At 72.5% G+C, this 24,596-nt stretch carries 22 protein-coding genes; 16 read left to right on the forward strand and 6 right to left on the reverse strand.

Features of this window, described 5'->3' with window-relative positions; translation table 11 throughout:
• Window positions 1–166 precede the first annotated feature (166 nt).
• Entirely contained in the window at window positions 167–1,726 is a 1,560-nt protein-coding gene (locus OG432_RS28125; RefSeq protein WP_328313751.1) for an amino acid adenylation domain-containing protein, read from the reverse strand.
• 275 nt (window positions 1,727–2,001) lie between these two features.
• On the opposite strand from OG432_RS28125, the gene OG432_RS28130 reads away from it, so the two are divergent.
• From OG432_RS28130 to OG432_RS28180, 11 genes are all read left to right on the forward strand, one after another.
• Window positions 2,002–2,751 (forward strand): alpha/beta fold hydrolase, encoded by a 750-nt coding sequence (locus tag OG432_RS28130; protein ID WP_328313752.1) that lies wholly within the window; start codon window positions 2,002–2,004, stop codon window positions 2,749–2,751.
• The gene (locus OG432_RS28135; RefSeq protein ID WP_328313753.1) at window positions 2,748–3,989 is read left to right on the forward strand and encodes an MFS transporter; all 1,242 of its coding nucleotides are present in this window, start codon (window positions 2,748–2,750) and stop codon (window positions 3,987–3,989) included. Before OG432_RS28130 ends, OG432_RS28135 begins: the two co-directional genes overlap by 4 nt.
• 75 nt (window positions 3,990–4,064) lie before the next feature.
• The gene (locus OG432_RS28140; protein ID WP_328313754.1) at window positions 4,065–5,165 is read left to right on the forward strand and encodes a thioesterase domain-containing protein; all 1,101 of its coding nucleotides are present in this window, start codon (window positions 4,065–4,067) and stop codon (window positions 5,163–5,165) included.
• A 26-nt stretch (window positions 5,166–5,191) separates the two neighbouring features.
• Window positions 5,192–5,725, forward strand: a complete 534-nt coding sequence (locus OG432_RS28145; protein WP_328313755.1) for an SAM-dependent methyltransferase — start codon at window positions 5,192–5,194, stop codon at window positions 5,723–5,725.
• A gap of 68 nt (window positions 5,726–5,793) precedes the next feature.
• Complete coding sequence (locus tag OG432_RS28150; RefSeq protein ID WP_328315277.1) at window positions 5,794–7,275, forward strand: radical SAM protein; 1,482 nt, start codon at window positions 5,794–5,796, stop codon at window positions 7,273–7,275.
• Entirely contained in the window at window positions 7,272–8,339 is a 1,068-nt protein-coding gene (locus OG432_RS28155; RefSeq protein WP_328313756.1) for a PLP-dependent transferase, read from the forward strand. Before OG432_RS28150 ends, OG432_RS28155 begins: the two co-directional genes overlap by 4 nt.
• On the forward strand, window positions 8,333–9,517 hold the full coding sequence (locus OG432_RS28160) for a hypothetical protein (protein ID WP_328313757.1): 1,185 nt from the start codon (window positions 8,333–8,335) through the stop codon (window positions 9,515–9,517). The genes OG432_RS28155 and OG432_RS28160 overlap by 7 nt, the downstream gene beginning before the upstream one ends.
• A complete protein-coding gene (locus OG432_RS28165; protein ID WP_328313758.1) occupies window positions 9,507–10,256 on the forward strand; it encodes a class I SAM-dependent methyltransferase in 750 nt (249 codons plus the stop codon). Before OG432_RS28160 ends, OG432_RS28165 begins: the two co-directional genes overlap by 11 nt.
• A gap of 160 nt (window positions 10,257–10,416) precedes the next feature.
• Window positions 10,417–11,748 (forward strand): ATP-grasp domain-containing protein, encoded by a 1,332-nt coding sequence (locus tag OG432_RS28170; protein WP_328313759.1) that lies wholly within the window; start codon window positions 10,417–10,419, stop codon window positions 11,746–11,748.
• A gap of 74 nt (window positions 11,749–11,822) precedes the next feature.
• Window positions 11,823–12,305: an SAM-dependent methyltransferase gene (locus OG432_RS28175; RefSeq protein ID WP_328313760.1), complete on the forward strand. Its 483-nt coding sequence runs from the start codon at window positions 11,823–11,825 to the stop codon at window positions 12,303–12,305.
• A gap of 171 nt (window positions 12,306–12,476) precedes the next feature.
• Entirely contained in the window at window positions 12,477–13,475 is a 999-nt protein-coding gene (locus OG432_RS28180) for a helix-turn-helix transcriptional regulator (RefSeq protein WP_328313761.1), read from the forward strand.
• A 59-nt stretch (window positions 13,476–13,534) separates the two neighbouring features.
• Here the strand turns inward: OG432_RS28180 and OG432_RS28185 are convergent, their stop codons facing one another.
• Window positions 13,535–14,317, reverse strand: coding sequence for an ABC transporter permease (locus OG432_RS28185; protein ID WP_328313762.1), 783 nt, complete (start codon window positions 14,315–14,317; stop codon window positions 13,535–13,537).
• Window positions 14,314–15,276, reverse strand: a complete 963-nt coding sequence (locus OG432_RS28190; protein WP_328313763.1) for an ATP-binding cassette domain-containing protein — start codon at window positions 15,274–15,276, stop codon at window positions 14,314–14,316. The genes OG432_RS28185 and OG432_RS28190 overlap by 4 nt, the downstream gene beginning before the upstream one ends.
• 64 nt (window positions 15,277–15,340) lie before the next feature.
• Between OG432_RS28190 and OG432_RS28195 the strand changes: the two genes are divergently transcribed.
• Window positions 15,341–16,048: a TetR/AcrR family transcriptional regulator gene (locus OG432_RS28195; protein ID WP_328313764.1), complete on the forward strand. Its 708-nt coding sequence runs from the start codon at window positions 15,341–15,343 to the stop codon at window positions 16,046–16,048.
• A gap of 54 nt (window positions 16,049–16,102) precedes the next feature.
• On the forward strand, window positions 16,103–16,636 hold the full coding sequence (locus OG432_RS28200) for a GNAT family N-acetyltransferase (RefSeq protein ID WP_328313765.1): 534 nt from the start codon (window positions 16,103–16,105) through the stop codon (window positions 16,634–16,636).
• A gap of 33 nt (window positions 16,637–16,669) precedes the next feature.
• On the opposite strand, the gene OG432_RS28205 is transcribed toward OG432_RS28200, so the two are convergent.
• Genes OG432_RS28205 through hmgA form a run of 3 tightly spaced genes read right to left on the reverse strand, consistent with a single transcriptional unit; the run spans window position 16,670 to window position 20,010 of the window.
• A complete protein-coding gene (locus OG432_RS28205; RefSeq protein WP_328313766.1) occupies window positions 16,670–17,875 on the reverse strand; it encodes a type ISP restriction/modification enzyme in 1,206 nt (401 codons plus the stop codon).
• Between the two features lie 24 nt (window positions 17,876–17,899).
• Window positions 17,900–18,652, reverse strand: a complete 753-nt coding sequence (locus OG432_RS28210) for a GntR family transcriptional regulator (RefSeq protein WP_328313767.1) — start codon at window positions 18,650–18,652, stop codon at window positions 17,900–17,902.
• Between the two features lie 23 nt (window positions 18,653–18,675).
• Window positions 18,676–20,010, reverse strand: a complete 1,335-nt coding sequence (gene hmgA, locus OG432_RS28215; protein ID WP_328313768.1) for a homogentisate 1,2-dioxygenase — start codon at window positions 20,008–20,010, stop codon at window positions 18,676–18,678.
• 112 nt (window positions 20,011–20,122) lie between these two features.
• Here hmgA and OG432_RS28220 point away from each other — a divergent pair, with 112 nt between their 5' ends.
• From OG432_RS28220 to OG432_RS28230, 3 genes are all read left to right on the forward strand, one after another.
• Window positions 20,123–20,743, forward strand: coding sequence for a TetR/AcrR family transcriptional regulator (locus OG432_RS28220; protein WP_328313769.1), 621 nt, complete (start codon window positions 20,123–20,125; stop codon window positions 20,741–20,743).
• Window positions 20,744–20,821: 78 nt separating this feature from the next.
• Complete coding sequence (locus OG432_RS28225; protein WP_328313770.1) at window positions 20,822–23,047, forward strand: molybdopterin-dependent oxidoreductase; 2,226 nt, start codon at window positions 20,822–20,824, stop codon at window positions 23,045–23,047.
• A 122-nt stretch (window positions 23,048–23,169) separates the two neighbouring features.
• The gene (locus tag OG432_RS28230; protein WP_328313771.1) at window positions 23,170–24,561 is read left to right on the forward strand and encodes a CitMHS family transporter; all 1,392 of its coding nucleotides are present in this window, start codon (window positions 23,170–23,172) and stop codon (window positions 24,559–24,561) included.
• The last annotated feature ends 35 nt before the right edge of the window (window positions 24,562–24,596 follow it).

Here is a 24,596-nt window from a genome sequence, read left to right on the forward strand (position 1 = left end):
AGGACGACCGCGGCGCGTGCAGTGGGCTGTGGTGCGCGGCGGTTGGGGGGCGGTGACACGTCAGGTGGAGCGGGTGCGGCGGGCACGCCCGGACGGCGGCCGCGGCGGCCGCGGTGGCCGGAGTGCGTCGGCACGGGTGGGTTCGGGCAGGTCGGGGCGGGCTCGGTCAGCCGGTGAGGGCGGCAAGGAGCAGCGAGCGGTCGACCTTGCCGTTGGCGGTGACCGGCAGCCGCTCGACCCGCTGGACGATGTCGGGAACGGCGTGCGGAGGCAGCACGTGCTGGAGCGAACGGCGTACCAGTTCGGGCGGCCCTGCCGCGTCGCCGTCGGCGGTGTAGAAGAGCGCGAGCCGGTCGTAGGTGCCCAGTTCGCCGGGGACCGGAACGGCCACACAGCCCGCGACGCCCGGCAGCGCGGCCGCATGGGCCTCGATCTCCTCCGGCTCGATGCGGTGCCCGCGGATCTTGACCTGCCGGTCCGTACGCCCGGTGAAGTGCAGGACCCCCTCGGCGTCGCGGAACCCGCGGTCGCCGGTCCGGTAGAGACGCAACTGCCGTCCTTCGAGCGCCAGTTCGGGGAAGCGGGCCGCCGTCAGGGCGGCGTCGCCGAGGTATCCGACGGCCAGGCCCGTCCCGCCGATGCACAGTTCACCGACGGCGCCCGCGGGGCACGCGCCGCCCTCGGCGTCGAGCACGTGCACCCGGGTCCCGGGGACCTCGCCGCCGAGGGGAACCCCGTGCGGCAGGTCGCAGTCCTCGGGGGTGATCGGATGGACGGTGGCGAAGACGCAACTCTCCACCGGACCGTAGCCGTTGAGCAGCCGTATGCCGGGGTGACGGGTGAGGAACCGGCCGACGTGCGCAGTGGAGAGCCGCTCGCCGCCGATGAACAGCCGGCGCAGTCCCGCGAAGCACTCCACGTCGATCTCGGTGAACAGGTTGAACAGCGAGGCGGTCAGCCAGGCCGTGTCGACCCCGTGCGTGTCGATCAGGCGCCGCAGGGTGTCCGGAAGCAGATAGTCCTCCGCCGCGGTGACACAGGTGCCGCCGGTGGTGAGCATGCCCCACAGTTCGAGCGAGAACGCGTCCCAGGGCGCGGGCGCCGCCTGCATCATGGCGGTGCCCGGCCCGAAGGCGAGCGGGCCGTCCGCCGCGAAGAGGCGCGTGGTGGCCGCGTGCGGCGACACCACGCCCTTGGGGGCGCCGCTGGTGCCCGAGGTGAAGAAGACGGCGGCGGGCGTGTCGCCCGGTCCGTCGTACGCCGTGAACCCCCCTGCCCGCCCGTCGGCCCAGTCCGCGCGGGGCGTCGCGCCGGCCCCCGCCGGACGGTCCGGGCCCGTGCCGTCGCCCGCATCGCCCGCGTCCAGGGCCGGGGGGTGCCACACGCGCCCGGCGCCGGGCGTGTCCCGCGCGTCGCTCACCAGTACCGGCGCGTCCAACTGCCGCAGCACGCCCTCGACCCGGGCGTCGGGCCAGCGCGGGTCCAGAGCCGCGTACCCGGCGCCGCACTTGAGGACCGCGAGCAGGGACACGTACAGGGCGGCCGATCGCGGCAGCAGCACCGGGACCAGCGCGCCGGGCCCCACCCCGGCACGGGCCAGCCGCTCGGCCCAGGCGTCGGCCAGGGCGTCGAGAGCCGCGTACGAGAGACGTGTGGCGCCGTCCACCACCGCGACCGCGTCCGGCGTCAGACGCGCCTGGCGGTTGACGGCCTGATGAATGAGCACAATTCCCACGGAACATCCCTCCGATGCGTCGGGCTGATAAACCTAGGCGCCCGAGAGGCCCTTTACACCCGTCGCCCTGTCCCCGGTTCTGGGGACAGCGGACGACATTGACGCCGGATCCCGTGGCAGGGAGATTAATCCCGGTCCGGCGAAGAAGAGCGTTCCTCCGGGACGCGACGCCCCGCCGGTCCACCGTCACATCCACCGCCACAGTCGCCACCACGTCACCGCCACCGCATTCGGTCTTCCGGTCCTTCCCCATGGGGGTTTATTCGATGAGCGCTCTCGATCCGGCGGCAGCCGTCCTTCCCGACCCGGCCCTCGCGGCCGCCGGCGGCACCGTCGAGCTCCTCGACTACGACGCCGTGCCGGGCCGGCCGGGCGCGGGCGGAGCCCCGGGGCACATGCTCCTGCTGCACGGATTCGGCGGCGACAAGGAACAGCTGCGTCCCGTCGGTGACGCGCTGTGCGGCGAGAATTCCGTGGCCGTCTACCCCTCCCTGCGGGCCCACGGCGACAGCCACAAGCCGGCGTGGGGCTATTCGGCCCTCGACTTCTCCGCCGACCTGCACCGATTCGCCGACGCCCTGCCGGACGAGCTGCACCTGGTCGGCTACTCCTACGGCGGCCTGGTGGCGGCGGTCTCCGCGATCACCTGGGGCGCGTCGCGGGTGCGCAGCCTCGTGGTCGTCGACCAGTCCTTCGACGCCCACCCCGACTGGCACGTCGCGGACGAGTGGGCCGAGGGAAGCCTGCTGCGCTGGCACTACGACTTCGGCCACCTGCCGGACCTCCTCGAACGCCTGGGCATCCCCGTCCTCGTCCTGGCCGCCGCGGAGAGCCCCAACATTCCGGCCGACGAGCGCGAGCGCCTGTCCCGTCGCGACAGCGCCCTCTTCTCCCTGGAATTCATTCGGGGTACGCATGCGGACTGCCATCGCAATACCGGCGAGATAACCTCCGCCATGCGCGATTTCTATCTCCGTCATTTCGACGGGACGAACGAAAAGGAAAGCGTCGAATGAAAACCGGATTCATCGAGCAGGGGCCCGGTCGAACCCTGCTTGCGGGAACGCTCGCCAATTCGCTCGGAAACGGTGTGTTCCTGACGGTTTCGGCGCTCTATTTCACCCGGATCGCGGGCTTCTCGGCGGCACAACTCGGCCTTGGACTGAGCATCGCGGGCGTCGCCGGCCTCTTCGCGGGCGTGCCCTTCGGCCACCTCGCGGACCGCAGGGGCGCCCGCGGCACCTCCGCCCTGCTCCTCGTGCTGGCGGGACTCGCCACCGCCGCGTACCTCACCACCGACTCGTTCCCGCTGTTCGTCGTGATCGCCTTCTTCTACGCGATGTTCGAGCGCGGCGCACACGCCGCCCGGCAGGCGCTGATACCCGCGGTACTGAGCGGCGAGAGCCTGGTCCGGGTCCGTGCCAAGATCCGTGTCGTCACGAACGTCGGCGTCTCGGCCGGCGCGGGCTTGGGCGGGCTCGCCCTGCTGTGGGACACGAGCACGGCGTACCACCTCACCTTCGCGCTCAACGCGGTCAGCTTCGTGGCGTGCGGGCTGCTGTTCCTGCGGCTGCCCGCGGTCGCTCCCTCCACGCGGCGCGCGCCCGGCGAGCCCCGGCTCGCGGTGCTCCACGACCGCCCGTACGCGCTGCTCGCCCTGATCAACATGGTGATGCTGCTGCACATCCCCATCCTGGAGGTCGTCCTCCCGCTCTGGATATCCCTGCACACCGGCGCACCCCGCTCGCTGACCGCGGCACTGCTGCTGCTCAACACCCTTGCCGTGGTGGGGCTCCAGGTACGGCTCACCAAGAGGATCGACGCCCTGGAACCGGCCGTCCGCGCCTTCCGCACGGCCGGAGTGGTGCTCCTCGCCTCCTGCACGGCCTTCGCCCTGTCCGCCGGCCGCGGCGCCGTGACGGCGACGGCGGTCCTGATCGTGGCCGCCGCCCTGCACGTGTACGGCGAGATGGTCCAGTCCGCCGGCTCCTGGCTGATCGGTTACGAGCTGGCCCCCAAGGACCGGCAGGGCCAGTACCAGGGCCTGTTCAACACGGGCATCGCGGCGGTCCAGATGTTCGGGCCGGTCTCGCTGACCCTGCTCCTGATCGACTGGGGCACCCCCGGCTGGCTGGTGCTCGGCGGGGTGTTCCTGGCCGGCGGGGTGCTCATGGCGCCCGCCGTGCGGTGGGCACAGCGCCGCGCCGCCGCCACCGCCGACGGAGCCGGTCCGACCGCGCTCACCACTGCCTGAGCCGTCCGAGAGCCGCCACCTACGAAGACGGCCGCGCGGCCCGCCAGGGCCCGCGCGGCGAATGGGGGAAAGACCATGGTCCACTGGGACGTCGCCACCACCGAGCCGGCCTCCGCCGACCGGGGCAGGGACGGAGTGGAACTCCAACTGTGCGACGTGTGGCGCAAGTTGCTGGGCCGCACCGATGTCGGGATCCACGACGACTTCTTCTCGCTGGGCGGCCACTCGCTGCTCGCGATCCGCCTCACGGTGGAGGTGCGCCGGCTCTTCCAGGTCGACCTGACCGCCGCCGACCTGCTCGCCGCGGCCACCGTGGCGGAGCTCGCCGAGATCGTCCGCCGGGGCTCGGCGGGCGGCACCGGACAACTGGTGCGCATCCAGGCCGGTTCCGGCGGCAGCCCCGTCTACGCCCTGCCGCCGGTCTCCGGCACGGTGCTCCTCTACCCGCCCATCGCCCGCGCGATGGGGACCGACCAGCCCTTCTGGGCCGTGCAGTCGGTCGGCCTGCTGCCCGGCGAGACGCCGCTGGCGTCGCTCGAAGAGATCTCCGAGGCCTTCATCGAGCAGCTGCGCGCGGTCCACCCGGAGGGCGCCGAGTGGAACCTGATCGGCTACTCCATGGGCGGCCTGCTCGCCTACGAGACCGCCCGCAGGCTGAAGGAGCGCGGCGAACGGGTCGGGCTCGTGGGCCTGCTGGACACCCGGATCGTCGTGGAAGCGGGCGCCGACCCCGACTTCGCCCTGCGTGCCCTGCTCTGGCGCGGGCTCAAGCTGGAGGTGGACGTCGACTGGCTGCGCTCGCTCACCCCGGAGGAACGGGCCAAGGAGCTGGTGGAACGGGCCGTCGCCGCCGGGACCATGCCGGCCGACTTCGACGCGGACCGGCTGCGCCGCATGATCGACATGTACCAGTTCAATCTGGACGCCCTCGCCGCGTACCGGATCGAACCCTACGACGGCACGGTCACCGTCTTCCGCGTGACGGACCGCTCCATGGAGGACGGCACGCTCCCCGAGGACCTGGGCTGGAGCGAGGTGGCCGCCCGCGCCGTGGTGTGCGACGTGCCCGGCGACCACTTCACGATGGTCGAACCCGGCCAGGTCGAAGTCCTCGGCCGCCGCCTCAGGGAACAGCTCGCCCTCGCCGGCGACGCGCCCGACACGGCGCTCGCCTGATGCCCCCACAGGAGGGAACAGCCCCCATGACACAGGAGCAGGACGCCGGCGCGCCCCGCGTGACGCGGGACCAGGAGGCCGGCGCGGTGCCCGGCGCGTACCTCGTGCGTCCCATCGGCACCGTCCGCTCGCCCCGCAGCGTGCCGAGCCACGACCACTGGGGTGCGGTCGGCGCGCTCATCGAACTGGACCCCGCCCAGCTGCGGCCCGACGCGGTCGCCGGCCTCGACCTCTTCTCCCACCTCGAAGTGGTCTTCCACTTCCACCTGGTGCCCGACTCCGCCACCGTGACGGGATCGTGCCACCCCCGGGGCCGGACGGACCTGCCGCGCCTGGGAATCCTCGCCCAGCGGCTCAAGGAGCGCCCCAACCGGCTCGGTGTGTCCCGCTGCGAACTGGCCGGCGTCGACGGCCTCACGCTCCACGTACGAGGCCTTGACGCGCTGGACGGCACCCCGGTGCTCGACGTCAAGCCCTACCAGCAGATCTTCCAGCCGGAGCCGGAAGCAGTGCGCGAGCCGACCTGGCTCCGGGCGGCCATGTCCGCCTACTACTTCTGACCGCTCCCGCCCTGCCCGGCCACGAGCCGCCCGCGGACGTCCACAGCAAGGAGACCCCCTTGTCCAGCATGCCCAGCCTGTCCAGCCCCGCCACCGACGGCAGCGCGGCCCCCGTCGACCTCGAACTGAACCTCGGCCGCCTCCTGGACCGCAACCCGCAGCTCCAGATCCCCCGCGACGAGTACAACATCAACGTCACCTCGAACGAGGGCGACCGGCTCGAAAGCGACGAACTCGCCGCGCAGTACGGCACGTTCCCCGGCGCCGGCCACCCCGCCCACCTGTACTTCCACCTCCCGCTGTGCAACTACATCTGCCACTTCTGCAACTACGTCAAGCGCCTGGTGCCCCGGGGCAAGGAGGACCCGTCGCTGCGCCTGTGGTCCGACCTCCTCATCGAGGAGTCGCGCCGCTACCTGGACCGCTTCGACTGGATACCCCGGGCCCGCATCGAGTCCTTCTACATCGGCGGCGGCACCGCGGCGCTGCTGCTCAACAGCCCCGAGTACATCGAGCCGCTGGTGCGCCACGTCCGCGAGAACTACGACCTGTCCGGGAGCGTCGAGTTCAACATCGAGGGCAATCCCGAGAACTTCCAGCGCCACCACCTGGAGACGGCGCAGGAACTGGGCTTCAACCGGTTCAGCCTCGGCGTCCAGTCGCTCCAGGACGAGGTCAACGACTTCACCAAGCGCCGGCACTCCGCGGCCCAGTCCATCGAGGCCATCGAGAACCTGCTGGCCACCGGAAGCCCCTTCAACGTCGACATGATGTTCGGCCTGCCCTACCAGACCCCGGAATCCGTACGCCACGACATGACGGTCCTCACCGATCTCGGCGTCCCGACCATCACCATCTACCGGCTCCGCAACGCCGACCGCGAGGAGATGGGCATCGGCAACCGGGCCGTCTGGAACAACCCCGCGGTCCGCGAACGCCTCATCAGCGAAGGCCGGTTCCCCGACCTGGACTCGACGTACGCGATGCGCCAGGAGGCCGTCGAAGTCCTGCTGGAGAAGGGCTACTACCCGAGCCCCTGCGGCTGGTGGAGCCGCCCCGGCACCTACGAGGGCGGGAACATCCCGCAGACCTCGAAGAACAAGTGGGAGCACTACAACACCATGATCGCGTACGGTCCCGGCGCCTACGGCTGGCTGACCGGAGACCAGGAGGAGTTCCTCCAGACGCACAACATCACCGACATCGGCAAGTACGTCTCCTTCATGCAGAAGAACGAGGGCCTGCCCCTGAACTTCGGCCGCAGGCTGTCCGGGCACAAGGCCATCGGCACCGCGCTCGGCTTCAACTTCAAGGCCAACCAGCCCATCGTCCTCGACCGCTACCGCGACCGGTTCGGCGCCGACCTGATGGAGATGGAACCCTTCGCCTCCGCCTTCGCGGAACTCCTCGACCGCGGCCTGGTCGAGACGGTCGGCGACGGCACCGCCCTGAAGCCCACCCTGGACGGCGAGGCGCTGCACGAGGAGATCATCTTCCACTACTTCCACCAGCGCATCGGCCTGTCCGACGCCCCCGTCTGCCGGCGGTGACCGTGCACTACGCGACCACGGCGGCCCCGGCCGCCCCCGCCACCGCCGCGCAGCGGGCCGAGGCGGCGTTCGCGCGGCTGCACGGCGCCGATGCCGCGCTGCTGCTCCCCAGCGCCGTGACGGCCACCACGGCCGTGCTGCTGGCCCTCAGCAATCCGGGCGGCCACATCATCGTCTCCGACCAGACCTGCGACCCGCTGCGCGCGGCCCTGGACGCCGAACTCACCGGATCCAGACGCACGGTCACCTTCGTCGACTGCACCGAGGTCGACGCGGTCGTCGCGGCCGTGCGGCCCGCCACCCAGGTGGTGTACACCCCGTCCCTGAGCGATCCGCTGATGCGCCTCGCCCCGCTGGGCGACCTCGCCACCTACGCGCAGATGAACGATCTGCTGCTCGTCGTGGACAACACCGCGTTGTCGCCCGCCGAGGTGCGGCCCCTGGAGACGGGCGCCGTCGTCGTCATCGAGGACTCCTCGCCCTGCCTCGACGAGTGGGGCGACGTCAGCGCGGCGTTCGTGACGGGAGCGGGCCGCCACCTGGCTCCCGTGCGGGAACAGGCCGCGCGTTTCGGGGGCCAGGTGGACCCCTGGGCGGCCCACCTCCTGGAACGGTCCCTGTCCACCCTCGGACTGCGCCTCGCGGCCCGCCGGCACAACGCGGAGCGGGTCGCCGACGCGCTGCGCGGACACCGAGCCGTACACGCCGTGCACCGGCCCTCGTTCGACGACGCGCCCTGGGCGCTGGAGACCCACGACGGCTTCGGCGGCCTGCTCGCCTTCGAGGTGGCGCCCGAGGTCCACGACCTCGGGGCCGTGCTGGACGCGTGCGCCGGGGACGCCGGGGACGGTGGGGCCACGGCCAGCACACTGCGTCTTCCCGCACTCACCACGCACGCCCACCTGAGCGAGCGTGTACGCCAAGAGGGCGGAATATCACGGCAGTTGGTGCGTGCGTCGATCGGTACGCAGGACCCCGCGCCGCTGATCCGCGGACTGCGCAGGGCCCTCGACGCGGCCGCCGAGCCCCGTCCCCGTCCCCGGACCGGAGGAGAGCGATGCTGAACGGGGTCGATTTGATGGCCCGTCAGGCCCTGGCCGAGCAGATCCGGGAGGATTCCTGGGAGGCACAGCTGAGCATCGGCGTGCACGCCCGTCCCGGGCCCGGCGGAGAGTGCCGGGTGGACACCGAGCCCATGCGCCTGGGGTCGAGCCGCGTCGCGCGGTCCTTCACCCTCCACCAGAGCCGCGGGGCCGGCCCCGGATCCTCCTCCGGGCCCGCGCCCACCAGCGCCGCGCCCGCGGCTTCCGGAGCGGCGGGCTGCCTCGACCCGGTCGGGTCGGTCCTGGTCGGCCTCGGCGCCTGCGTCGCCGACGGCGTCGTGACCCGGCTGACCGGGGAGGGCTGCCGCCTCACCGCCCTGGAGGTCGTGCCCGTGGCGGAGGTGGGCGGCGGTTCGGCGCACCTTTCCTACGTGGTGCGCGTCGAGGGCGAGGTCTCCGCGGAGCAGGCCCGCCGCGCGGTCCGCGCGGCACGTGAGCGGGGCAGCGGCCACCGCACCCTGGAGGACCCCAACGAGATCCGCGTCGTGGTCCAGACCGAACAGGACGTGCACCTCACCGCCCGTCCCGCCGAGGCCGCCGCGCAGCTCTCCGCCCCGGCCCGGCGCCGCACCGCGCGGGTGGCCTGGGAGGTGGGCGCCCATGTGATCGCCGAGGCGGACGGCGTGCGTGCCGAGTCCGACCAGCCCAAGCAGCTGTTCGGCGCCGACATCGCGCCGAGCGCCCAGGAGTACTTCCTGTCCGCGCTCGCGGCCGAGGCGCTGCTGTTCGCGGCCGACGCCGACGCCGGGTCCGGGACCGGGTCCGTATACGACGCCGGGTCCGCTTCCGACGCCGAGGGCCCCGGCCCCCAGAACGCCGTACACGCCTCGGGCCGCATCGACCTGCGCGGTCCGTACTCCACCCAGGACGCTCCGGCCGGCCTGCGCAACGTCCTCGTTCAGCTGCTTCCCGCCGACCCGTCGGCCAAGGACGGCGGCGGCGGCCCGGCCGACGCCATGCGCGGCTGGCTCGCGGAGGGGGACGCCCTCCGCCTGATCAGGGACGCGCACCCGATACGGGTCGAGGTGGTCCTGAACGGAACACCGATCGCTTCCGGCCCCGACGGGGTCGCCACCGACACCGGTACCGACATCGACACCGGTACGCACGACACGAAGGAGCAGCACAGTGCCCCGTGAATGGGACGCCAAAACGTACGACTCGCTTCCCCTGCCGCACCAGCAGTGGGGCAAGCGCACCCTGGGCCGTCTCAACCTGCGGGGGACCGAGACCGTCCTGGACGCCGGGTGCGGGACGGGCCGCGACACCGCGTCCCTGCTCGACCTGGTGCCCGGGGGCCGGGTGATCGGCGTGGACGGGTCGAGCCGGATGCTGGACCAGCTGCGCGCCAAGCTCGCGGACCGTCTCGACCGCCTCGACGTCATCGAGGCCGACCTCACCAAACCGCTTGACCTCGGCACCCAGGTCGACGCCGTCTCCAGCGTGGCCACGTTCCACTGGATCACCGACCACGCCGCGCTCTTCGCCAACCTGGCCCAATCCCTGCGCACCGGCGGCCAGTTCGTTGCGGAGTGCGGCGGCGAAGGCAACGTCGCGCGGATCAACGCCGCCGTCGAGGAGGTGCTCGGAGCCACCGGTGAGCGCGAGAAGGTCTGGTACTTCGCCGGGGTGGACGAGACGACCGAGCGGCTGGAGGCGGCCGGCTTCACCGACATCGAGGTCAACCTGCTGCCCGACCCCGCCCGCCTGGAGCCGGGCGAGCAGCTGTGGAGCTACCTCGCGACGGTGGTGCTCGGTTCGCACCTGGACCGGCTGCCCGAGTCCGACCACGAGGACTTCGTCCGCTCGGTCGCCGCCCGGCTCCCGGAGCCGGTCGTGGACTACGTCCGCCTGAACATCACCGCACGCCGGGCCTGAGCCGCGCGCGGGGCGGCCCGTGCGCGGACGATCCCGCGCCCGGGGCGCCCCGAACCCGTACCCTGCCCGCACCTCCACTCCCCACCTCCACTCCCCACCTCCACTCCCCACCCCCTTCCTGTTCGCCCCCTCCCCGTGACCTGCGACCGGAGGCCGCCCCATGGGCCCTGCCCGCCCGCGCCGAGCGCCGTCCCCACCCCCCGAACTGCCCCTGCTCCTCCTGGTGCACGACCAGGGTTCCGCCGCGCCCATGCGGGTCCTCGCGGCGGCCCGCGGCCTGTGCCGGGTCGTGCTGCTCTGCGAGCAGGGGGACCCGGAGCTGGCCGCCGGGCTGCGCAGTGTGGCGGGGCACGCCGACATCGTGGACCTCACCGGCCTCGACGACGAGAGCGTGTGCCGCCTGGCCGCCGGCCTCTCACCGGCCGGCGTGGTCACCTTCAGCGAACGGCGCCTGCGCCTCACCGCGTTGGTGGCCGCCGCGTGCCGGCTGCCCTTCCACCGCCCCGAGACCGTGGACGCCCTCACCGACAAGTTCGAGCAGCGGCGGATCCTTCGGAACGGCGGGGTGCAGGACACCCGCTGCGCCCTGGTGCGCGACCCGGCCGGCCTCGCCGGCGCGCTCGCCCTCGTGGGACTGCCGGCCGTGCTCAAGCCGAGGTTCGGAGCGGGCAGCGTCGACACCTGCCTGGTCCGGTCGGAGCGGGAGTGCGGGTCCCGGCTCGCCGAGTTCACCGAGGGCGGCGACCCCGCAGGGCAGCGGGACTTCGTCCTGGAGGAGTACCTGCACGGGGATCCCGACGGGGCCGGCCACGGGGTCGGCGACTACGTATCCGTGGAGTCCGTGGTGGTCGACGGTGAACCGCGGACCGTCGCGGTCACGGGCAAACCCCCGCTCGTTCCTCCCTTCCGGGAGACCGGGCACATCCTGCCCGCACCGCTGGCGCCCCCGCTCGCGGCGGACGTCATCGGCCTCGAACAGCGGGCGATCCGCGCGCTCGGGGTGTGGCACGGCGTGACCCACACCGAGGTCAAACTGACTCCCGACGGGCCGAGGATCATCGAGGTCAACGGACGCCTGGGCGGCCACGTCGCCGAGATCGTGCAACGCGCCCTCGGATACGACCTGGTGGCGGCGGCCCTGCGCGGGGCGCTGGGCCTGCCGGTCGCCGAGCCCCGGCCGGCGCCCTGCGAGCCGGCGTCCCAGCGGCACGGCCGGGTCGCGTTCCAGTACATGCTGGTCCCGCCGGCCGACGCACGCGGGGCGGTCCGCCCGGCGGAACTCGTCGAGGAGCTGGCCGGGCTTCCCGGCGTGGACCTGGTCGACGTGCCCGGGACCGACGGGCGGCCCGCCCATTGGCGCGCGGGCACGGCCGGCGCCCTCGGCATCGTCTACGGGTCCGCCGACGACCACACCGCGCTGCGGGCCCTGCTGGATCAACTCCAGGTCAAAATGGCCGCGTTCTGGCTGAAACCCTCCGTAGAACCCGTCTGACACCCCCGCCGCGCACCCCCGTACGCGGCGTACGGTGGACCATGATCGCTCCCTCCTTGTGAAAGGCGCAGCACATGTCAGAGAGCAGCACCCGGGTCGAGGTCGTCTCCGATCCGGTCGGCCGGGTGGTCGGCGGCCGGGCCGAGGTCCGCGACGACGAATGGGGAGAGGTGTCCGCCGTGATCCGCCTCGACGAGGCGCGGTTCGGACCGGAGGCCCTCGCCGGCCTCGACTCCTTCTCGCACGTGGAGATCGTCTACCACTTCGACCGGGTCCCGGTCGCGAAGGTGGAGACCGGTGCCCGGCACCCGCGCGGCAACACCGACTGGCCCCTGGTCGGCATCTTCGCCCAGCGCGGCAAGAACCGGCCCAACCGGCTCGGTGTCTCCCGCTGCCGCCTTGTGCGCGTCGACGGACTCGACGTCCACGTCCAGGGCCTGGACGCGGTCGACGGCACGCCGGTGCTCGACATCAAGCCCTACATGGCGGAGTTCGGCCCCCGCGAGGCCACCACGCAGCCGGACTGGGCCACCGAGATCATGCGCGAGTACTACTGACACCGCCCCCCCCGACCGGCACGCGGCTCGGGCCTTCGTCCGCAACGGCGCAGGCCCGAGCCCCGGGGCCTTCACAGGATTCTCGCTCGCGCTGCCGAACGACCCCTGCGTAGGATTGCGGGCATCCCGCTGGAGGGCGACCCCCACACGGCCGGGACGAGGGGGATCCGCATGCGTGCCAACGTTGACCGAAGCCGGCTGGACCGTACGGTGTACGGACTGATCTACCGGAACCCCGGATGGGGCACCGCCGAGGTCTCCACCGGTGCGGACTGCTCGCCCGCCGAAGTGGAAGAGGCCTGCGACCGGCTGCTCGCCACCGGCCTCCTGAGCCCCGCCCCCACGGCCCGGTGCGGTTTCGCGACGGTGGAGCCGGAAGCGGCACTCAGCCGCCTGTTCGCCTCCGAGGAACGGCAGGCCGCCGCTCACGCCGAGCGGCTGACGCGGATCAGGTCCGACATCGCCGCCCTCACCGTCAACTTCGCGGACCTGCGCAACGAACGACGCGCCCCGGTCGAGGTCGAGACCCTGGCCACACCCGCCCTGGTCAACTCCTTCCTCGAAGACGCGGGCAGCATGGTGCGCAGCCGCATGCGGTCGATGCACCCGGGCGGCCCCCCGCCCGAGGACGTCATCGACGAGATGCTCCTGCGGGACAAGGAGATGGCGGGCCGGAACATAGAGGTCGAGGTCCTCTATCAGCGACGTGCCGCCGAAGTCCCTTATGTGGCCGCCTACTTGATGGACGCGGCCCGCCGGGGCAGGGAGGCCCGCACGGCGGAGTTCCTGCCCATCCGCATGATCCTCTTCGACGACGACCTCGCGGTCCTGCCCATCAACCCGGCCGACAGCAGCGAAGGCGCGCTCGCCGTCCACGGCCGCGCCCTCATGAGTTCGCTGCACGCCTTCTACGACCACTGCTGGCACAACGCCACCCTTCCGCGCCGGCCCCAGGAGGGCCGGGCCAGCCGGCCGGTCCTCGACAGTCAGGAGCTGATCGTGGTCCGTCTGCTGGCCGACGGCGTCAAGGACGAGGTGATCGCCCGCCACCTGGGCGTCTCCTCCCGCACCCTGAGCCGTCTCATCTCCGGTCTGCTGGAGCGCCTCGGCGTCCAGACCCGCTTCCAGGCGGCGCTGCGCATCGCGGAACTCGACCTCCTGGCGCAGTGACCCGGACCGCGGGGGAGGGCGTACGCGGCGGCCGCCGGCCGGGGCCGCCGCTGGTGCCCCTATCGCCCGTTGTTCGCGTAGCGACGCACCGCGAGCGGTACGAAGACGAGCAGCAGGAAGCCGCACCAGGCGAGCGAGCCCGCGACCGGGTGGGCCACCGGCCAGGCGGCGTCCGCGGCGGGCGCGGCGTTGCCACAGAGGTCGCGCACGGCCGAGGCGACGGCGCTGATCGGGTTCCACTCGGCGATGGCGCGCAGCCAGCCGGGGAGGCGGTCGGTGGGAATGTAGGCGTTGGAGAGCAGCGGCAGCATGAAGGTGGCCGAGCCGAGCTGTCCCGCGGCCTCCTCGCTGCGGGTCGCCAGGCCGAGGAACAGGCCCGTCCAGGTCGCCGCGAGGCGCAGCAGCATGAGGAGCCCGAAGGCGCCGAGGGCGCCGAGCGGCCCGGAGTCGACGCGCCAGCCCACCGCGAGACCCACGAGTATCAGCGGGACCATGCCGAGGGCGGTGGTCAGCAGGTCCGCCGCGCTCTGGCCCACCGGGACCGCGGCCCGGCTCATCGGCAGGGTGCGCAGGCGGTCCATCACCCCGCGGTGCGAGTCCTGGGCGGCCTGGAACATCCCGGTCATCAGGCCGTTCGCGGCGGTGGCGACCAGGAGGCCGGGCACGAGATAGGCGCGGTAGTCCTCGCCGGGCATGGCGAGCGCGCTGCCGAAGACGTAGCCGAAGAACAGCAGCATCGAGATCGGCATGGTCTGGGTGAGGATCAGCACGCCGGGCGCGTGCTTGATGCGCTGGAGCTGGCGGCCGAACATGGCCGTGCTGTCGTAGGCGAGCGAGGTCATGTCACGAGCTCCTTGCGGGAGTGGGAGGAAGAGGTGAGGCGCAGGAAGACCTCGTCGAGGGTGGGCGGGCGCAGGCTCACGTCGAGGATCGGGACCGCGGCGCCGTCCAGTTCGCGCACCAGGCGGGGCAGGGTGAGCGTCGGGTCCATGGAGACCGCCCCCACCGTTCGCGTGGCGGCGTCGAGTTGGGGCTCGGCTCCCGTCAACCGGTCGAGCACCGCGGCTGCTTGCGGCATGACGTCCTCGACCGCCACGACGACCTGGGCGTAGGACCCGATCCGGGCCTTCAGTTCGGCCGGAGTTCCGGTGACGGCGGCGCGGCCCTGGTCGACGAGCACGATGTGATCGGCGAGCCGGTCGGCCTCCTCCAGGTACTGCGTGGTGAGCAGCACCGTGGTGCCCTCGGCGGCCAGGGTGCGGACGGCGGACCAGATCTGGTTGCGGCTCGCCGGGTCGAGCCCGGTGGTGGGCTCGTCGAGGAACAGCACGCGGGGGCGGGTGAGCAGGCTCGCCGCGAGATCGAGCCGGCGCCGCATGCCGCCTGAGTAGGTGCCGGCCGCGCGGTCCGCCGCGTCCGCCAGCTCGAACCGCTCCAGAAGGTCGGCGGCCCGCTCGCGGCCCGCCGCGCCGCGCATGCCGTGCAGCTTGGCGAACAGGCGGAGGTTCTGCCGCCCGGTGAGCTCCACGTCGACGGCGGCCGACTGGGCGGTCACGCCGATGGAGCGGCGTACCGCGTCCTGTTCGCGTACCACGTCGTGCCCGGCCACCCGTGCGGAGCCGGCGTCGGGCGCGAGCAGTGTCGTCAGCAGGCGTACGGCCGTCGTCTTGCCGGCGCCGTTGGGCCCGAGCACCCCGCAGACCGTGCCCTCGGGCACGGCCAGATCGAGCCCGCGCAGGGCACGGACAGGTCCGAAGCGCTTCTCCAGACCCTCACTAAGTACAGCGTACGTAGTTGTCATGCGGCCCACCGTAGCGCACTACGTACGGTGTACGTAACTACGATGGAGGGCGAGGTGATGATCCATGGCAGGGCGACCTGCTGAACCAGAAGTGATCTGGGCGCGCCCCGAGCGCGCCGGACGGGGCCCCAGGCCCGCATTCAGCCGTGCCGACATCGCGGCCGCCGCCGTGCGCATCGCCGACGCGGAGGGCATCGACGCGCTGTCCATGCGCCGCGCCGCGGCCGAACTCGGCTGCGGAACGATGTCCCTGTACAACTACGTGCCGCGCAAGGAGGACCTGTACGAGCTGATGGTGGACGCGGTCAGCGCCGAGTACGACCTGAGCGCCCCGACCGGTGACTGGCGGGCCGACATGCTCGCCCTCGCCCACCAGACCCGGGCCATGATGCACCGCCACCCGTGGGTGCCCCGCCTGATGTCCCCCGTGTACGGCTTCAGCCCGAACGCCCTTCTCTACCTGGAACACTGCATGACGTGCCTGGACCCGCTGGAGGCGCGGTTCGGCACCAAGATGGAGCTGATCGCCTCGGTGAACGGCGTGGTCACCACCTACGTCGCCAACGAGATCGCCACCGCCGAGCGGACCCGCTCGCTGCCCTGGTCGCCCGAGCAGGAGCACGGCGTGCGGACCGCCTACCTCCTCAGCCAGGTCGCCACCGGCCGCTACCCGCGCCTTGCCGCCGCCTTCACCGAGGACTCGGGCCCCATCGACATGGACGCGGTCTTCGACCGGGCCCTGACCAGGACGCTCGACGCCTTCGGTGAGTAGCGGGGCGGGCGGTGCGGATTTCCGGCTGGGCCCCGGTCCGGGCAGGATGGCCCCATGACCGAGATCCGCACCCCCCGCCTCCTGCTGCGCCGCTGGACCGACGACGACCTCGTCCCCATGGCGGAGATCAACGCCGACCCGGAGGTCATGCGCTGGATCGGCGACGGCTCGGTCCGCGACCTGGACAGGACCGCCGCGGACATCGAGAGGTGGGAGGAGGAGTGGGACGACGAGGGCTTCGGGCTCTTCGCCGTCGAGCTTCTCGGATCCGGCGAGATGATCGGCTTCACCGGCCTGTCCGTGCCGCACTTCCTGCCCGAGGCCGAGCACGAGGTCGAGATCGGCTGGCGGCTCGGCCTGCCCTTCTGGGGCCAGGGGTACGCGTCCGAGGCGGCCCACGCCGCGCTGGAGTTCGCGCTCCAGGACCGCGGGCTCGACCGTGTCATCAGCGTCTCGCGCGTGGGCAACGACGCCTCGGAGAACGTGATGCGCAAGCTCGGGATGAAGCTGGAGCGCGAGACCGTCCACCCGGAGTTCGGGCACGCCCTGAACATCCACTCCATCGACCTGAGCGAGTACGCGGCCTGAACCCCGGCCGCCCCGCCCGCGGTTCAGGGCGCGTCAGACGAGGGCGAACTGCCCGCCGGGCCCCTCCTCGTGATGGTCGAGCACGGACGCCGGGCGCCGCGCGGCGTCCGGCACGGGCAGGACGCCGGCGGCGCGCAGTGCCTCCCGCGTCACGGTCTTCGTCACGGCGCGCGTCAACTCGGCCTGCTGTGACCGCAGTTCGTCCAGGAGCGCCAGTACCGTGATCAGCTCGAGCAGGTCGGACGTCCATTCCTGGGGCCAGCCGGCCGGGCCGACCGCGGCGAGCGTGCCCGCCTGCGCGGGACCGGTACGCCGCTCGAACCACAGCTCGAGGATGCGCAGTCCGTCCACCCGGAACTCCCACGCCTCCGGCGGCACCGGTGCGATGCGGCCGCCGTCGCCGATGTGCAGCACCTCCTCGGCGGCGTCGTAGCGCAGCTCCCGCGGGCGCGCCGGGACGGCCGCGCGCACATAGGGCCGCCGCCCGCCGGGCAGCCGCGGCTTGTCGCCGCCGCGCGCCCCGCGTGTCGTCAGCTCGCTCACCCGCTGCCCCAACGCCACTCCGGTGGACCAGAGGTGAGGGTCCTCCGGCAGGGGTACGAGGCAGCCCGCCGCGCTCGGCCGGGCCGCCGCGACGGCCCAGGCGGTCACCTCGTGCGGCGCGACCGCGCGATCGTGGATCCCGGAGAGGAACGCGAGCAGGCCGGGCGCGAGGTTCGGCTCCCGTCCGGCCGGGCGGCGGTACAGCGGGCGGATGCGGCCGGGGCGCCCGGCGGGGGAGCGGCCGTCGGGCAGCACGGCCGAGACGCTCAGGGCGGGCCCGTCGGCCTTGGGCACGTATCCCCGCTCGACCAGGAAGAGCTGGTGTCCGTCGGCCACCCGCCACAGTTCGGGCCGGGCGGCGTCGATCAGGCGCTGGTCCGGGAGCAGCCACTGCTCGTCGAAGGGCCCGTGCCGGAAGCGGACGGGATCGGGGCACGGGCCCCGCTCCTGCGCGAACGGCCCGGTGCCGCGGGCGCTTCCGGGCAGGGCCGCCACCGTGGTGCGCGGCGTACGGGCCCGGCTCGCGCCGAACAACCGTTCCCGCTCGGCCCCTTCGGACCGTACGAGCAGGTCCCAGCGTGCGCGCAGGGTCCGCTCGTCCGGCGCCGTCACCCAGTCGCGGCCCAGCCGCGGCGGGGCCACCGACCAGGGCATCAGGTCGTCGAGGAGAGGCAGGTCATCGCTCACGCCCAGCATGCTAGTGACGGCGCCGCGCCCGTATCAGTGGGCCTCCACGGTCATCGAGAACGAGAAGCGGTCGCCGCGGTAGTGGATGCGGGCCACATCGACGACGTCGCCCTTCCCGTCGTAGGTGACCCCGGTGTAGTGCAGGATCGGGGAGAGCAGCGGAACCTGGAGCAGCTCGGCGGTGACGGGGTCGGCGAGGCGGGCCTCCACGGTGTCCGTGATGCGGGAGATGTCCACACCGACCGCGTCCCGCAGCACCTTGGTCATCGGCCAGCGCGTCAGATCGGCGAGGTCGATCGCCGCGGCCACCTCCGGACGGACCGCGTTGCACGCCCAGTTGGTCGGCTCGCCGCTCTCGTCGTCGCAGCGCAGCCGCCGGTACGTCACGACCTGCGCGCACCCGGGGAAGTACTCCGTGAGATCGCCCGGCACCGGTTCCGTGCCGTGGCCCAGGATCGTGGTGCGCTCGCCCGACTGCTGGGCCACGATCGCGTCGATCGAGCCGAGCAGCCGGACCGGGGAGGCCCGGCGGGCCGAGGGCTCGATGAACGTGCCGCGCCGCCGGTGCCTGCTGATCAGACCCTCCTCCTCCAGCTCCTTGAGCGCCTGGCGCATCGTGAGCACGCTCACCCCGTAGTGCGCCGCCAGCTGCTCCTCGGTGGGCAGGCGCAGCGAGGCGTCGGGGGAGCGCCCCAGTATCGAGGCGCGCAGCGACTGGGACACCTGGTACCAGAGCGGGAGCTTCCGGTTCAGGAGCAGCGAGTCGGGCGCGAAGGAGGAGGTCACAGGGACTCCGTATCAGGTGGTGCTCAGGAGCGGAAGTGGCGCTGAAGACCCTGCCACACGTCGTCGTAACCCCGCTGGAGGTGTTCGGCGGTCGCCGCCTGCGCGGTGGCGGTGACCGGCCAGCGCGTCTCGAACATGAAGGCGAGGCCGTCGTCGATCTTCTGCGGCTTCAGCTCGGCACCGCTGGCCCGGTCGAAGGTGTCCCGGTCCGGGCCGTGCGCCGACATCATGTTGTGCAGCGAGCCGCCGCCGGGCACGAAGCCCTCCGCCTTGGCGTCGTAGGCGCCCTCGATCAGGCCCATGTACTCGCTCATCACGTTGCGGTGGAAGTACGGCGGCCGGAAGGTGTCCTCGCCGACCAGCCAGCGCGGCGCGAACACCACGAAGTCGACGCCGGCCAGGCCCGGGGTGTCCGACGGCGAGGTGAGCACGGTGAAGATCGACGGGTCGGGGTGGTCGTAGCTGATGCTGCCGATCACGTTGAAGGTGCGCAGGTCGTAGACGTACGGCGTGTGGCTGCCGTGCCAGGCGACGACGTCGAGGGGCGAGTGGTCGTAGGTCGCGGTCCAGAGGTTGCCGCAGAACTTGTTGACCACCTCGACCGGGCCCCGCTCGCCGTCGAGGTCCTCGTACGCGGCGAGCGGGGCCCGGAAGTCCCGCGCGTTGGCGAGGCCGTTGGCGCCGATCGGGCCGAGCTCGGGCAGCTCGAAGGGCCGGCCGTAGTTCTCGCACACGTACCCCCGGGCGCTGGCGTCGAGCAGCTCGACGCGGAAGCGGACGCCGCGCGGGATCAGGGCGACCTCGCCGGGGCGGGCGGCGAGCAGGCCGAGCTCGGTGCGCAGGAGCAGCCCGCCGCGCTCGGGGACGATCAGGAGCTCGCCGTCGGCGTCGCTGAACACCCTCGACTCCATGGCGGAGTTGGCGTGGTAGAGGTGCACGGCCATGCCGGTGCGCTGCGTGGCGTCGCCGTTGCCGCCCAGCGTCCACAGACCGGCCAGCCAGTCGGTGCCTGCCGGGGGCTCGGGCAGCGGGTTCCAGCGCAGCCGGTTGGGGTCGGGCGCGGTCTCGGTGAAGGGCGCCGTGCGGATGCGGCCGTTGTCGGTGCGGGTGAACGGCGGGTGCGCGGCCGATGGCCGGATCCGGTACAGCCAGGAGCGACGGTTGCTCGCGCGCGGCTCGGTGAAGGCGGAGCCGCTCAGCTGCTCCGCGTACAGGCCGAGCGGGGCGCGCTGAGGTGCGTTGCGGCCGTGCGGAAGAGCGCCGGGGACCGCTTCCGAGCTGTGCTCATTGCCGAATCCGCGGGAGTGGCCGAGGCCCTCCGCGATCTTCCTCGCCTGGTCAACGGTAGATGACGTCATCGTGCGCTCTCCTGCTCCCGTGTGCTCCCGCGCCGAAATCCTATGCTCAACCGTAGGATTACGATGCGGTCGCGTCAACGGGAAAACCGGCCGCGCGGGGGATGATGGGCGCGTGTCTCCTGCTCCTGACCTCCACGCCAACCTCCGCAGGGCGCCCGTGCAGCAGCGCAGCGCCGAGCGGCTGTCCCGGATACTCGACGCCTGCGCCGAGCTCCTCGACGAAACCGGTTACGAAGACCTCTCCACACGGGCCGTCGCCCAACGCGCCGGGGTGCCCATCGGCTCGGTCTACCGCTTCTTCGGCAACAAGCGCGCCATGGCCGAGGCCCTCGCCGCCCGCAACCTCGACCGCTACGCCGGCATGATCAACACGCGCCTCGAAACGATCGACGCGGCCGACTGGCGGGGCGCCGTGGACGCGGTCCTGGACGAGTACCTCGTCCTGAAACAGACGGTGCCCGGATTCAACCTGGTCGATTTCGGCGGCCCCCAGCCGGTGCCCGACCCGGACGCCGACGCCAACCACCTCCTGGCCGCGCGCCTGTCCGAACTCCTCCCGGCGCAGTTCGGCCGCACCCTGGACGCGGATCTGCGCCGGACCATCCTGGTCGCGGTGGAGGCGGCCGACGCGACCCTGCGCCTGGCCTTCCGCACGAATCCGCAGGGCGACCCGCAGATCGTCGCCGAGACCCGGCAGCTCCTGCACGCCTATCTCGCCCGCACCCTGGACTGACCCCGCCCGGGGCCTCCCGCACATGCCTACCGGTCGGTATGCTCCGATGGCTCGCGCGTCGCCGCCCCGGGAGGACGAATGTCCCGCACCGCCCTGCGTATCTGCCCGCTCTGCGAAGCCACCTGCGGGCTGAGCCTCACCATCGAAGGGGCCCGGGTCACCGGCGCCCGCGGAGACGCGGACGACGTGTTCAGCCGGGGGTTCATCTGTCCCAAGGGCGCCTCCTTCGGAGAGATCGACGCCGACCCCGACCGCCTGAGCGGACCGCTCGTGCGCCGCGACGGGGTGCTGCGGGAGGCCACGTGGGACGAGGCCTTCGACCTGATCGCGGCCCGGGTGCGCCCGCTCGTCGAGACGTACGGGCCGAACGCGGTCGGTGTCGTGCTCGGCAACCCCAACGTCCACACCATGGCCGGCGCCCTCTACCCGCCCGCCCTGCTCGGCGCGCTGCGCACCCGCAACCTCTTCACCGCGAGCACCCTCGACCAGATGCCCAAGCACGTCTCCAGCGGGCTCCTGTTCGGCGACCCGTTCGCCATCCCGGTGCCCGACCTCGACCGCACCGACCATCTGCTGCTGCTCGGCGCCAACCCGCTGGAGTCCAACGGCAGCCTCTGCACCGCCCCCGACTTCGCCGGGAAGCTGCGCGCCCTGCGCCGGCGCGGCGGCACCCTCACCGTGGTCGACCCCCGGCGCACCCGCACCGCGAAGCTCGCCGACCGGCACGTGGCGATCCGGCCCGGCACCGACGCCCTGCTGCTCGCCTCCATCGCCCAGGTCCTCTGCGAGGAGAAGCTCACCGCGCCCGGCGCCCTTCGAGCGCGGGCCGAGGGCCTCGACGAAGTGGCGGACGCCGTAAGGGAGTTCACGCCCGAGGCCGTCGGGCCCCGGTGCGACGTGGAACCCGACGCCATCCGCGCCATCGCCCGGGAACTGGCCGCCGCGCCCACCGCCGCCGTCTACGGCCGGATCGGCAGCTGCACCGTCGAGCACGGCACCCTGGCCAGCTGGCTCGTCGACGTGCTCAACATCCTCACCGGCAACCTGGACCGGCCAGGCGGCGCCCTCTTCCCGCTCTCCGCCACCGACCGGGCACCCCGGCCCGCGGCCCCCGGCAAGGGCTTCGCGCTCGGGCGCTGGCACAGCCGCGTCGGCCACCACCCCGAGGTGAAGTCCGAACTGCCGCTCGCCGCGCTCGCCGAGGAGATCGAGACCCCGGGCGAGGGACGGATCCGTGTCCTCATCGCCTCCGCCGCCAACCCGGTGCTCTCCGCGCCCGACGGGGACCGGCTCGACCGGGCGCTCGCCGGGCTCGACTTCATGGTGAGCATCGACCCGTACCTCAACGAGACCTCGCTGCACGCCGACGTCGTCCTGCCCCCGCCGCCGCCCTCGCAGAGCGCGCACTTCGACTTCGCGTTCAACGGCTTCGCCGTGCGCAACCAGGTCCGCTACACCCGGCCCGCCGTGCCGCTCGCCGAGGGGCGCATGGACGAGTGCGAGATCCACGCCCGCCTGGTGCTCGCCGTGAGCGGCCCGCACGGCGCCGGACCGGGCGCGGTCGACGCGATGATCGTCGAACGCACCCTCGGCAAGGAGGTCGCCGATCCCCACTCGCCCGTGCACGGCCAGGACGCCGCCGCCCTCGCCGCCCGCCTCACCGGCACGGGCGGCCCCGAGCGCCGCCTCGACCTCATGCTCAGGCTCGGCCCGTACGGCGACGGCTTCGGCGCGAACCCGGACGGCCTGAGCCTGGAACGCGTGCTCGCCCACCCCCATGGCATCGACCTCGGACCGCTCACGCCCCGCCTCGCGCAGGTCCTCAGGACCCGCAGCGGCCGGATCGAGCTCCTGCCCGCCCCCATCGCCGCGGATCTGCCCCGGCTGCGCGCCGCCCTCGACGCGCCGACCGACGCGCTCGTCCTGGTCGGCCGGCGCCATCTGCGCTCCAACAACAGCTGGCTGCACAACATCCCTGCCCTGAGCGGCGGTTCCAACCGCTGCACCCTCCAGATCCACCCCGAGGACGCGGCCCGGCACGGCCTCGCCGACGGCGCCGACGTACGGATCACGGCGGACGGGGGAGCGGTCGTGGCGCCGGTGGAGATCACCGACAGCGTCCGCGAGGGCGTGGTCAGCCTGCCGCACGGCTGGGGACACAGCAGGGCCGGCAGCCGGCTGACGATCGCCGCCGGCCGCCCCGGCGTCAACGTCAACCAGCTCCTGGACGGCTCACGGCTCGACCCCCTGTCGGGTACCTCCGTGCTCAACGGATTCCCCGTCACCCTGGCACCCCTGCCGTGACCTGGAGTTTTGCTCGTATTGCTCGCGTGTCAACGTCTTGTTAAGGAGGGAAACGGCCACCTAGCGTCATCCGGACCGCCAGCCCCTGGCGGGAGTTCAAGGGTGAACGTTAGGTGTCCTCCATGCTGACCATCCTCGGCTTCGGCATGATCGCGACCTTCCTGGTCCTGATCATGCTGAAGAAGATGTCGCCGATCGCGGCGCTGGTTCTGATCCCCGCTCTCTTCTGCGTCTTCGTCGGCAAGGGAGCACATCTCGGCGACTACGTGATCAAGGGCGTGGGTTCGCTCGCACCGACCGCCGCGATGCTCATGTTCGCGATCATCTACTTCGGCGTGATGATCGACGTCGGCCTCTTCGACCCGGTCGTGCGAGGCATCCTGCGCTTCTGCAAGGCCGACCCGATGCGGGTGGTGGTCGGCACCGCGGTGCTCGCCGCGATCGTCTCGCTCGACGGCGACGGGTCCACCACCTTCATGATCACCGTCTCGGCGATGTATCCGCTGTACAAGCGGCTCGGGATGAGCCTCGTGGTGATGACCGGCGTCGCCGCGATCGCCAACGGCGTGATGAACACCCTGCTCTGGGGCGGCCCCACCGCCCGCGCCGCGACCGCGCTCAAGGTGGACGCCTCCGACATCTTCGTGCCGATGATCCCCGCCCTCGCGGTCGGCCTGGTCGCGGTCCTTGTCCTCTCGTACGTCCTCGGCCTGCGCGAGCGCAAGCGCGTGGGCCACCTCTGTCTCGACAAGGTCCTCCAGCCCGAGAGCGAGCCCGAGACCGTGCTCGTGGGGGCCGGGGGCCCCGGCGGGGCCCCGCGCACGACGGGCGGCGGCGTAGGGCCGGACGCCTCCGAGGGCGACGACGACGGCTTCCAGGGGCTCGACTCCGCACGCGAGACCCTGCGGCCCAAGCTGTACTGGTTCAACGCACTGCTCACCGTCGCCCTGCTCACCTCCATGATCATGGAGTGGCTGCCGATCCCGGTGCTCTTCCTCATCGGCGCCGCCCTCGCGCTGAGCGTGAACTTCCCGCACATCCCGGCCCAGAAGGCCCGCATCGCCGCCCACGCCGACAATGTCGTGAACGTCTCCGGCATGGTCTTCGCGGCCGCCGTCTTCACGGGCGTCCTCAACGGCACCGGCATGGTCAAGCACATGGCCGACTGGCTGGTCGGCGTGGTGCCGGACAGCATGGGTTCGCACATGGGCCTGGTCACCGGCGTGCTCAGCCTGCCGCTCACGTACTTCATGTCGAACGACGGCTTCTACTTCGGTGTCGTGCCGGTCCTGGCCGAGGCCGGCGCCGCCCACGGGGTCTCCTCCCTGGAGATCGCCCGCGCCTCGCTCGCCGGCCAGGCCCTGCACATGTCGAGCCCGCTGGTCCCCGCGGTGTACGTCCTGGTCGGCATGGCCAAGGTGGAGTTCGGCGACCACACCCGTTTCACCGTGAAGTGGGCGGCCCTGACCTGCCTCGTCGTCCTGGGATCGGGCATCCTGTTCGGCATCGTCTGACCCTTCGCGCGGTCCGGTCCCGCCGGCCGCCCCTG

The organism is Streptomyces sp. NBC_00442 (assembly GCF_036014195.1).
Classification (GTDB): domain Bacteria; phylum Actinomycetota; class Actinomycetes; order Streptomycetales; family Streptomycetaceae; genus Streptomyces.